General features: G+C 29.8%; 10 protein-coding genes. 1 reads left to right on the top strand and 9 read right to left on the bottom strand.

From position 1 onward, the window contains the following. Positions 1–431 (bottom strand): GntR family transcriptional regulator (locus tag CLOBL_RS25105; protein WP_143323958.1); only part of this gene is annotated, 431 nt, incomplete at its 3' end. A 473-nt stretch (positions 432–904) separates the two neighbouring features. Here CLOBL_RS25105 and CLOBL_RS25100 point away from each other — a divergent pair. Beyond that, positions 905–1,786: an AraC family transcriptional regulator gene (locus tag CLOBL_RS25100; protein ID WP_077861502.1), complete on the top strand. Its 882-nt coding sequence runs from the start codon at positions 905–907 to the stop codon at positions 1,784–1,786. A 184-nt stretch (positions 1,787–1,970) separates the two neighbouring features. Here the strand turns inward: CLOBL_RS25100 and CLOBL_RS25095 are convergent, their stop codons facing one another. From CLOBL_RS25095 to CLOBL_RS25060, 8 genes are all read right to left on the bottom strand, one after another. Continuing rightward, complete coding sequence (locus CLOBL_RS25095) at positions 1,971–3,416, bottom strand: 6-phospho-beta-glucosidase (RefSeq protein WP_077861501.1); 1,446 nt, start codon at positions 3,414–3,416, stop codon at positions 1,971–1,973. Positions 3,417–3,485: 69 nt separating this feature from the next. Then, the gene (locus CLOBL_RS25090) at positions 3,486–4,880 is read right to left on the bottom strand and encodes a prolyl oligopeptidase family serine peptidase (protein WP_179117837.1); all 1,395 of its coding nucleotides are present in this window, start codon (positions 4,878–4,880) and stop codon (positions 3,486–3,488) included. Positions 4,881–5,103: 223 nt separating this feature from the next. Further along, positions 5,104–6,996, bottom strand: a complete 1,893-nt coding sequence (locus CLOBL_RS25085; RefSeq protein WP_077861500.1) for a beta-glucoside-specific PTS transporter subunit IIABC — start codon at positions 6,994–6,996, stop codon at positions 5,104–5,106. Between the two features lie 157 nt (positions 6,997–7,153). Then, positions 7,154–7,978, bottom strand: a complete 825-nt coding sequence (locus CLOBL_RS25080) for a PRD domain-containing protein (RefSeq protein WP_077861499.1) — start codon at positions 7,976–7,978, stop codon at positions 7,154–7,156. Between the two features lie 283 nt (positions 7,979–8,261). Continuing rightward, positions 8,262–9,338, bottom strand: a complete 1,077-nt coding sequence (locus CLOBL_RS25075; RefSeq protein WP_179117836.1) for a galactose ABC transporter substrate-binding protein — start codon at positions 9,336–9,338, stop codon at positions 8,262–8,264. Positions 9,339–9,506: 168 nt separating this feature from the next. After that, a complete protein-coding gene (locus CLOBL_RS25070) occupies positions 9,507–10,244 on the bottom strand; it encodes an SDR family oxidoreductase (protein WP_077861497.1) in 738 nt (245 codons plus the stop codon). Positions 10,245–10,317: 73 nt separating this feature from the next. Beyond that, complete coding sequence (locus CLOBL_RS25065) at positions 10,318–10,809, bottom strand: GNAT family N-acetyltransferase (RefSeq protein ID WP_077861496.1); 492 nt, start codon at positions 10,807–10,809, stop codon at positions 10,318–10,320. Positions 10,810–10,888: 79 nt separating this feature from the next. Then, positions 10,889–11,752 (bottom strand): ARMT1-like domain-containing protein, encoded by an 864-nt coding sequence (locus CLOBL_RS25060; protein WP_077861495.1) that lies wholly within the window; start codon positions 11,750–11,752, stop codon positions 10,889–10,891. Between the last annotated feature and the right edge of the window lie 405 nt (positions 11,753–12,157).

Raw genomic sequence — 12,157 nt, 5'->3', positions numbered from 1 at the left:
CTTCCCTCGAAAATTATCTTATGAAATTCTTCATCTGCTTCAAACAATTTTTTATTATCATGATTTTTTATATATATTTGCTGAAGCTTTAAATTCATTTCTAAAGCCAATAAATTTTCCTTTGAAAATTCTTTGCAGGCTTCTTTTACTACTGCTCTCTCTAAATGTTCACGTAGAAATCTGCCATCTTCCACAGCAGATAAATCAATTAAAGAAACAATTGTACCTCTTTGTGGATAAACATCTACTAAGCCTTCTTGTGCTAAACGAACAAGTGCTTCTCTAACTGGAGTTCTACTTACACTATATTTCTCTGAAAGTTCTTTTTCAGAAATACTAGTACCAGGCTCAATATATAAATTAACGATCTCGTATCTAAGCTTATAGTATATAATTTTACTTGTAGAGTTTTTACTTACCTTAAAAGTCATATTTATATTCTCTCCTATTAATGTTTTATACCATACTTGTATGGTAATTATCATATTGTTACATTTTTAGATAATCGTTTACAAGAGCTATCCACCAAATGTATTATATCCTGATGCACTTTTTATAATTAACTAATATTCCTATGCAGTTCTAAGATATATAACTTCAATAGATTATACAGAAAATAGCTGTCTATAGTCTTCTTCCATAATAATTAAAACTATAATTCAGATAAATCTTTTACTTGCTTTTCCATCATTACTATGATTACATTATATCTGCGCAAGTGAAAAAGGGATATGCTTTAATTGCTTCAAAACTTGCAAAAATTGCTGTAGTGAAATATAATATAGCTAAGTTTCACTAAAAAAGCACTGCTATCTATAATTTTCATGCAATTTAAAACGTTTAACTATGGAATATTTAAATAAACTTATTGCACTTTCTGCAATTCGTTCAAGAGGTGATAGCAATGAAAAAGAAAATACATGAGTTTTTTACACGCAAAGATATGCTTTCCAGTGATTATGAAGTTTTTCACTTTTTAAGTACTGAAACTCCTTTTCAATATTTACACAATCACGATTTTTATGAACTTTATCTATATCTTTCTGGAGATGTCACATATTTAATTGAAGGAAAACTATATAATCTAAAATCAGGTGACATTATATTAATCAATACAAGAGAGCTCCATCGTGCAATTATTAATAGTATGAAAGTTCCATATGAGCGTATCGTGCTTTGGTTAAACAAATCCTTTCTACATGAATTATCAACACCAGAAATTGATCTTACTCAATGCTTTGAGAACATAAATAAACAAAATGTTGTAAGAGCTGATTTTCAAATTCAGCAAAATATAAGAGCACAGCTAAGTAAACTCCTTGACCTTGAAAATTATAAGGGCTTCGGTTCAGATTTGCTATATAAAGCCTATATTATAGAACTTGTTGTGCAATTAAACAATCTGGTTTTAAATGATACCTCTAATTTAGATATCGATGTAACTAAAAGCAGTGTTATTGACGGAATAGTTGAATACATTAATAATCATCTTAATGAAGAGATTACCATTGATGAACTTTCTAAAGAGTTTTACCTTAGTAAATTCCATTTGTCCAGAGAATTTAAAAAGTATACAGGTACTACACTTCATCGATATATTATTAAGAAAAAATTAATTGAAGCAAAAGAGCTAATTCTAAAAAACTATCCAATAAATATTGTTTATAAGCAATCTGGTTTTGGTGATTACTCAAATTTTTTTAGAGCCTTTAAGAATGAGTACGGTATTTCTCCAAGACAATTTTATGAATTGATGGCTAAGTCCAATTTAAAAAATAATACTTGATGAAAACTAAAAGATAACATTAAAATCTACACTTTCCAAAATACTTTTAAATTATTATAAACAATAAAAGCTTCCCTTAGTTCTATTAAATTTCATTGTAATAGAACTAAATGAAGCTTTATTTTATATTCTTATTTATTTTTAAATCTTTTGTATCGGTTTATATTATGGACATCCTTTTATTTTATAACACTTCTCCATTACTTCTAATGACATTCTTATACCACTCAAAACTTTTCTTTTTTGTTCTCTTCAAAGTTCCATTTCCCTCATTATCCTTATCAACATATATAAAACCATAGCGCTTTTTCATTTCTCCTGTAGATGCACTTACTAAATCTATGCAGCCCCAAGGAGTATATCCCATAAGTTCAACTCCATCAACATTTACTGCATCCCCCATGGCTTTAATATGCTCTTTTAAATAATTTATTCGATAATAATCCTCAACGTATCCATTATCATCTGGAGTGTCTACAGCTCCTAATCCATTTTCTACTATAAACAGCGGCTTTTGATAACGATCATATAAAGAATTTAGTGTAATTCTAAGTCCGAGAGGATCAATCTGCCATCCCCATTCACTAGCTTTTAAATATGGATTCTTTAATGTAGCAAATACATTTCCTTGAGTTTGCGCATTAACTTCAGGGTCTGCACTAGTTAATCTTGAAGAATAATAACTAAACGAAATAAAATCAACTGTATTATTCTTTAAAATTTTCTCGTCTCCTTCATCCATTTTCAAAGAAATATTCATTCTTTCAAACATTTTCTTTGCATAACTTGGATATTGTCCTCGAGATTGAACATCTATAAAGAAGTAGTTTTCTCTGTCTTTTTCAATAGATTTCCATACATCTTCTGGAGCACATGTATTTGCATAAGTGTTACCGGCTGCTAGCATACACCCCACTTTAAACTCCGGATTGATTTCATGAGCAATTTTAGTTGCTATTGCACTTGCAATTAATTGGTGATGTGCTGCTTGATATTTTATTGAATTTTCATCTTCATCTTCTTCAAAAATTAATCCAGCACCTATAAATGGCAAATGTAATAACATATTAATCTCATTAAAAGTAAGCCAATATTTCACTTTGTTTTTATACCGGCTAAAGATAACTTCGCATAATCTTTCATAATAAGTTATCATTTTTCTGCTTCTCCAAGCTCCAATTGTTTCAACTAAATGCATTGGGACATCAAAATGAGTTATAGTTACTAGCGGCTCAATTCCGTATTTAATGCATTCATCAAATACAGAGTCATAAAACTTTAATCCTTCCTCATTTGGAACTGCATCATCTCCATTTGGAAATATACGCGTCCATGAAATAGATAATCTAAAAGTCTTAAAACCCATTTCTGCAAATAGTGCTATATCCTCTTTATAATTATGATAAAAATCTATTGCTTCATGACTTGGATAATAATGTTCATCATCACACTTAAGCATTTTCATTTTTCCAAGCATTACTGGGAATCTGTCTTTTCCAGCTGGAATTACGTCTACTGTAGATAAACCTTTATTTCCTTCTAAATATCCACCTTCACACTGGTTAGCTGCTGTCGCTCCTCCCCATAAAAATCCTTCCGGGAAACTATTGATATTTAAATTTTCACTCATATCTATCTCTCCTATATGTTATCATTAATGTTTTTTTAAATTACTTGTTCCTAAATTAATGTTGAAATATTATTTACTTGATATAGTAATAGTCTGTGACAAATTTATCGGTTTAATGTCACCCTGTGACTTATTTATTTCACCTAATTTCTGCTTACTTAACCAATCCATAAGAGTTGTTACTCTTCCATTGATTATTGCTGAACATTGATTATTATATACATATATCCATGACCAATGCCCTAAATATTCATATGGTGTGCCATCTGCTTTCTTATATGCACCTGTGGTATCAATTACATTATCAAAAAATGAAAAATGAACATTTGTATCTCCAGCTTGTACTAAACGATTATATGTTGGAACTACGTAGTCTGCTGGTGGTACTACTGTATCTGTTTTTGCAGCAGTGAACCAAATCGGAATCTTTTTAAATGTTTCTATATCTTTATCCGTAATTAATTTATTTTCTAATGCTTCACAAGTTGGAAATGCTGCTGCAAAATAATCAGGGTAATCCCGTATCATAATCATAGTCATATATCCACCATTTGAATCCCCTCCGATATAAATTCTATTGGTGTCAATATTACTATTTTTAGAAACATAATCTTTAATTAATGCCATGAGCGATTTCTCGTATTTTGAAGTTCCATCTCCAAAGCCTGTAAAGCCATCCATCCAATAAGTTGGTGCCTGAGGTGCTAAAATATATGCCCCATTAAAATAGGACTGCATATCTTTTGATATAAAATTTACAGCCTTATTTCCTGATATCGGAAGCAGCCCATCTGCTCCACCTTCTCCTATACCATGCAGCCAAATGATTAATGGCTTTTTAGTATAATCATTATCAGGTACATAGCTTGCATATTTTAAAGTAACATTATCATACGATGCGCTTTCAATTTTAAAATCATCAACAAGTTTCTTTGATCCTCCAGCGAACTTATTTATAACTACTCCTGAAACTTTTTCATTACCGCTTCCTATATCTTTTTGCTGAGTAATTGTAAAATCACAATTAAGCCATCCATTATGGCTGGTAGTTAAATCATAGTTAATAGGTGAAGTTAAAGATACATCTGGCCCAACTTCCAATTCGAGAGTTATATACTTTTCTTTAGTCTTATAATTTCCATTTTCATCTGAAACATATGCTTTGGTAACTTTGCAATCCCCTTCTGATTGACCTAATATTTTAGTGTCTTTCCTATTTTCAGTTCTTACTACATGAACTTTAAATGTATCATTACTTATAGAATCTTGAGGTACTATTCTATCTAAATTTATAATTATTTTTGTAACTGCTGGTCCCCAATCAAATACTTCTGTTACCGTCTGATACGATGTCTGCAATGATTTGTAATCTGCAGCAAAAGCATTGATATTACTGGAAAATATTATCGTTATTACTGCGATAAATATGGATGTAATCCTCCCATTCTTTTTAATAATATTCATAAATTTTACCCTCCTAAATTTTAATACATACATAAAATTAGATTTATAAGTTAAAGCAATTTGTTCTCCTCTATTATATTATTCAATATTATTATGAATTTAACATTGTATATAATCGTTCATTAGTCTATTGAAAACATTTAAATAAAACTATAAATTAATGTATACTGGGTATATTTTAAATCTAAATACCCAGTATAATTAATATTTCTATTATAAAATTCTAAATCATAACTGTTAATAACTCTTCTTTATAATCTATGATTTTTTTATCAGTTTCAATGACATCTAAATAGTTATCTGAGTTAGTTATAACTATAGGTGTTATCATAGAATATCCTGCTGCTTCTATGTCTTTAACATCAAATTCAAGTAGCAACTGTCCTTTTTTTATAATATCCCCCTGCTTAGCTTTAGGATAAAAATGTTTTCCTTCTAATTGGACTGTATCCATACCTACATGAATTAGAATTTCAGCACCACTGTCACTTGTGATTCCTAGCGCATGACCTGTAGGGAAAAATGTTGTAAGCACTCCATCCACAGGAGAAAGTATTTTTCCTTCTACTGGTTGTATAGCTATACCTTTTCCTAGTGCACCTTTTGAAAACGCTTCATCTTTTACTTCTGATAAAGCTTTGACTTCACCTTTTAATGGACTAATTAATTTTTCTTGCTTAACTAATGGAGCTTCTTCTTTAGCTTTTTGAGTCTCTTCGCCTTCTTCAAGTTTTGTAAATAACATTAATACAAAGCCAATTAGAAAACTTGCTATAGCAGCAATTATTGATCCATAAAATCCACTATCCATTCCATTTGGACCTAGAAAACCTGGTATTCCGAAAATACCTAAGCCTCCCATCATATACACATTACTTCCCATGAAACCTAATAATGCTCCACCTAATGCGCCGCCTATACAACTTAAGATGAATGGTTTCTTACGTGGTAATGTGATACCATAAATAGCTGGCTCTGTAACACCAAAAATTCCTGAAATAAATGCTGGTATACATAAACCTTTTAATTTACTATTTCTTGTTTTAAGTAGAACTGCTCCAACTACACCAGTTTGAGCAAATGAAGCTGCAAATGTAAGTGCAAGGATTGGATCATGATGTAAAACTGCTATGTTATTTATTGCTATAGGAACAAAGCCCCAATGTAATCCAAAGATAACAAATACCTGCCAGAATGCTCCCATAAACAAACCTGCAATAATTGGACTTAAGCCGTAGATAGAAATTGTTAATGCGCCAAGTAATTTACCTGCCCAAGTAGCTAGAGGCCCGATAACAATAAATGTTAAAGGTACAATAACTAATAGTGTAAAGAAAGGAACTAAGAACATCTTAACTACATCTGGTATTATCTTCTTAAATCCATTTTCAATTTTAGAACCTACATATGTAGCTAAAATTATTGGAATAACGCTTGAAGTATAACTCATTAAAATAACTGGAATACCAAGAAAAGTTATATAAACTGGTGATTCAATTATTGTACCTGCAAACAAAGTATATAATGGCTGTGCAGGTGCTGCTGTTAATCCTGCTAATGATGGATAAACTAAAGCTGCACCTATTGCCATACCAATAAATTGATTTGCTTTGAACTTCTTGGCTGCTGTATACCCTAGAAAAATTGGGAAGAAATTGAATAAACAATCTCCAGTTGCATTTAAAATCTGGTAAGTTCCATCAGTGGTATTAAGTATATGCAATGCCACAAATAATGCATTAAAGCCTTTGATCATACCAGTTGCAGCTAAAACCCCTAAAACTGGAGTAAATACACCTGATACTGTATCAATAAATTTATTAAATATATTTGTTTTTTCCTCTGGCGTATCTTCTGAAGCACCATTTTGAAAGCCACCTATGGCAACAACATCATCAAAAACATCAGTAACATGGTTTCCTATAACCACTTGATATTGTCCCCCACTCTTTATTACTGTAACAATGCCATCCATATTTTTCAAAACTTCTGTATTAGCTTTATTCTCGTCTTTCAACTTAAAACGCAAACGTGTAATGCAGTGAGTTAAGCTATTAACATTTTCTTTTCCACCAACATTTTTAATTATGTCTTTTGCTAGTTGTTCATACTTCATATTTATCTCTCCTCGTCTTAATAGTATTTTTAATATATAAAAAAGCGAGCCCTAACACTATAACCAACATAAATTTTATCCAATCAAATAAAATCCATGTATTATAGATGTTGGTCTCGCCTGCTTTACCAGTAACAATCCAAAGTTATTTAATTTATTATTGCGTAACGCGCTGAATATGAATGGTTAAATATAATTGCTCTTCTTCTGATAATTCCGTCTGTAAATATTTTTCTACTTTCAGCATGCACTCATACGCTTTTTTATACTTTATCTTTATTTGCTTTAACAAAAAATCATCTTCTGTTTCTATCTTCTCTTTTTTATTTAATCTTTGAAAAAAGAATCTCAAATGTGTAACAAACCTATCATAATTTAATGATTGTTCATCAAGTGTAATGTTATAGGTGTATTTAACAATGTTTAAAATGTCTTGTATCATCTTTGTTTGATTTGTTATAGCTTCTAATCCCTTTGTCGAATTATTCACTTGTGCATTTATTAAATGAAGGGCTATATTACACGCTTCATCTTCAGGTAACTTTTTACCGGTTTCACTTTCGATAAATTCTAAAGCTTTTAATCCAATTTGAAATTCTCTACTATAAAATTTTTTTATTTCCCAAATCAATGGATTAGGACGATTAAGCCCTTCATTAAATAATTTTAGTGCATAGCTAATGTGGTCTGTAAGCGTAACATAAATATAATCACTTAATTCAACATTTAGAATATTTTTAGCATATTCAATAATATCGTAACATAAAGAAATGTGTTCTGGTGGAATATCTTCTAGTAATAATTTAAACTTTTCTGAAGCGTCTTTTTGCTTTAATATAAATGTTTTTTCTATTAATTTTTCATTAACTTCATCTCCAACATTCATTTTAAAGCCAATTCCACGCCCCATGACTACAATTTCTTTCTTTTCAGAATCCTTAGCTAATATTGCATTATTATTGAATATCTTTTTTATAACCATCCTATCCCCCCAGTATGTGCTCATTAATTAGAATATAAAAACCCTAATTAATCAAAAGAGATAATAAAAATCTCTTCTCATTAATTAAGGTTTCGCCTGATCGAATCAGTAACAATCTCAATATAATTAATCATGTAAGCGTTTAATTTATATTCTTATAATATCCTACTTTTTATTTATTGTCAACAAGTTTTATTTTTTAATTATTAACTAAGGGCCATTTAGATAAGTACTCAAACAAATAGATTGTTACTCAATTTTTATATGTAGTAATGATAGCGTTTTAGTTTAAGTGAGTTTCATTATCTTTAGTTATATATTTTTGATATTGTATGAGCACTCTCACTCCTGTTTCATCAAATTTATAATTTGTGTCTTCAAGTGGCTTCATATTAGAAACTAAGTTCATTCCAATATCATAAACTGCCTTTGCAAAAGCGTCAAAATCATATAAAACAGTACCAGACATACATCCATCTTTTATTAATTCTTGTGCTTCCATTAACCCATCTATGCCAAATACAGCAATATATTTTGATTTGTCATCTTTGTTATACCCATACTTTTGAAATGCTTCAATGGCACCTATTGCCATATTATCATTATTAGAAATCACAACCTCAATTTTATTATCAAGTCTAAATAAAAGTGCCTCCATAGCTCTATTAGCCAATTCTTTTTCCCAATCAGCACTTATTGCCGCAAATTCCTGTGTTTCTATTCCATAGTTATTAATTGTTGCAACAACATCTTTTGTTCTTAAATCAGCCGCCACACTTCCAGTTTTGCCCCTTATGGCAACATATTGAATTTTATTATCTTTATTTTTGTCTAAACTTTTTTTATTGTCATTCCATACCTTAGTAATCATTTGTCCTTGTAAAACACCAGCCTGATGATTGTCACCATCTATAATAATAGTTTTTTGATTATTTTTAAACAGTCCTAAATTACTTGGAAACGAATTATATAAAATAAACGGAAGGTTTTTTTCTTTTGTTTTATCTATAGCGCTTTTTAATATTATATCCTGCTCTTTTGTATCAACTAATGTTGCTATTATAATATCAAAATCATCCTTAATCATTTTACTTAGTAATTCATCTTCCATAGCAAGATTACCTTTCCCATCAAAAAAAGAAAATTGCATTTTATTTTCATTTACATTTTGAATTTTTTCTAAACTCTTTTTAATAAGTAAAGAGAACTCATCATCAAGGCTATATAGTAATACTCCTGCCTTAACTGATTCATTAGAATTAAACACATTTTTTATTATTTTGATGTCATGACATATAAATATATTCATTACTATACTAAAAGCTACAGTAATACTTAATATTTTTTTTATAGCTATCATCAGTATTCCCCCGTATAGATTCATGACTATTAACATTTATTTAATTTGAACTATATTTTATTATTTGTATTATAGCTAAAAATATTTAAGAAATATTTTATTATTGCATTTTTATTTGCATTTTTCCTTATCTGCCATGTAACCCGCTGCTTATAGTCCATAGTTTATTTATATATCTCTTCTCATTAAGCTATAGCTTTGCGCTGTAGGCCCTATATCAGGTTGTCCTGCAAGAAAAATGGCTAGCTCCACAACATCTTCTGGACACTTAATCCATTCTCCATTTATCGAAAAAGCTGATCGATTATCTTTCTTACTATCATTTCCCATATCTGTATTCACCGGTCCTGGAATCAATTCATTTACACTAATTTTATATTCTGATAATTCCTGTGCTAAAATTCTTGTAAGCATCCATAATCCTGATTTTGAACAACTATACGCAGCACTGTCAGCTCTTCCCTTGTGTCCCATTCCAGATCCTATAGTTATTATTTTTCCTGCACCATTTCTTTTAAGATATGGTATTGCTGCTTTAGCTGTATAAAAAGCTCCGCTAAGATTAACATCAATTACTCTTTTCCATTCATTAATATCAAGTTTATCCACAGGCAATTTTTCACAATCATTTCCTGCATTGATAACTATAATATCTATCCGTCCGAATTGGTTAAAAGCTTTCTGCATTGCTATTTCTAAATCTTCATAATTAGTTACATCACATAAAATTGCTATTGCATCACCGCCTAAAGTTTTAATTTCACTTGCGGTTAGCTCTATATCATTTAATGTTCTTGCTAAACAGCAAATCTTAATTCCTTGTTTTGCGTAAGCAATAGCTATAGCTTTTCCTATTCCTTTTCCTGCTTCAGTTATTAAAGCAACTTTTCCACTTAATCTTTCCAAAATTCCACCACCATTACTATTTTTATATTGCTAAATCCCAAATTAAAACTCATTGATTTGTACGCGTGTCATATCATATTTCTTTATATTTATACATAATCGTTGAGCCATCGTTTTCATTAAATATTGGCGGGTATGTTCTATACTCATAGCCAAGCTTATAATAAAATTCATGTGAGCTTTTAGAAGACGGAATTTCAATTAAGTTACTGTCGAGGCACCATTCATCCAATTCAAGTTGATGCACAAGATTTCTTCCAATACCTTCTCCTATATAATCTGGATTGACAAATATAGCAGTAAAATAACATTGTTTTTCTTGACTATAATCCCTGCTTACTCCTCCGCATGCAATAATTTTATTGTAATACCACACTTCATAATAATGCCTTGTTTCAATAATATTTTTCAACCAATCTGAAGTAAATGAATCCAAATATTTTTTTAATTCTCCATCACTATAATCAATATAATTAACCTCATTCATACATCTATATATGATCTCTAACATAATATCAATGTTTTTTATATCCGCTCTTTTATATTCCAATTTGCCTAACTCCATAATATTCTCCCCCATAAAATTACTAGCTAGCTCGATAAATTACTATATGTATATTGTATATAACCATAGAATTACATCTTTATACTTTGTTTTTCATACAAATCATTTTCTTTTTCTCAACGCCAATATCATTTGCAATCACATCGCATTTAGTCATTAATAGGAAATATATGTTTTTCTTTTCTTCACTCAAGCATTCATAATTTGCTTGCCCTTTAGCAATTACTACATCAGCATTTTTATAGATTTCCTTGAACTCACGACTTGTCCGATTTAGAACAGTTCCAAGAGAACCATCTCCATTATCTATAATCTCTGCATATTCATCTATTCCTACAGCATATGCATCTTCAGCTATAGAATCATTTACAACTGGTTTTCCTCGTACTCCAAATAATATTTTGACATTAGGATTCAATTTTTTTATTTTCTTTAAAAAGATCTTATCCATACATATTTCTCCACAATTATCACCTAAGTATAGTAATATTTTTGAATTTAAAACATCTTCCATTAACGTCCTAGAATCATCTATTGCTAATTCCAACCGCTCCATTTTTTCAAAATAATCAAAAATATCTTCTAATAATGTATTGTGAATAGGGTTAAAATCTATTATATTACCAACAATCGCATATTTCACTGCCAATTGAAACGAATTTGCAACTTGATCAATTTTCTTCTCAAACTCAGGTAACAATTTTAGAAACAATGAATTATAGTAATTTCTAGTTTCTTTGTATGGGTCTGGATTATTCATTTGTTCCTTTATCATTCCAAAAACTTCTCCAATTATTTCTGGGGTGGTAGCTTCAAAATCCATTTTACTAAGATAAGTAAAAACCTTCCTCAATAGCTCTTCTTTATTATTAACACCTGTAATATTTGCCACTTTGATAGCTTGATTAACCACACACGGCAAGCATTTGTCATGTATTTTCATAATTACACCTCTTTGTATTTAAAGTTAGCAGTTTAAACTGCTTAATAAATTATCGTTTATCAGTATGTTATACAAATAATTTTTATTATGTATATATTATGACAATATATACAATTATTTGATATATATTGCAGCCTTTGTTTTACACTAAATTCTCATAAGTATAGTAAAACAAAATACAATATTGTCTTAATTCGATATCCTGTCTATACCGCTTGAACGAACAAAATAATCCTAGAGATGCTTTCTTCAGGATTATTTCATCAATATATAACTTAAAAAGTACGCTAATTGTAAATAACTTTTAATTACAACTATATTGCTGTAATTTTATGCATAAATTTTTCAGTATTTCTTTCAAATCCATATTTCTCATACAACCCATGTGCATTTTTAGTAAGTAAA

Origin of the sequence: Clostridium sp. BL-8 (genome assembly GCF_002006495.1) — a bacterium.
Lineage (GTDB): Bacteria > Bacillota > Clostridia > Clostridiales > Clostridiaceae > Clostridium.
This window is presented reverse-complemented; position numbering and strand designations above follow the sequence as displayed.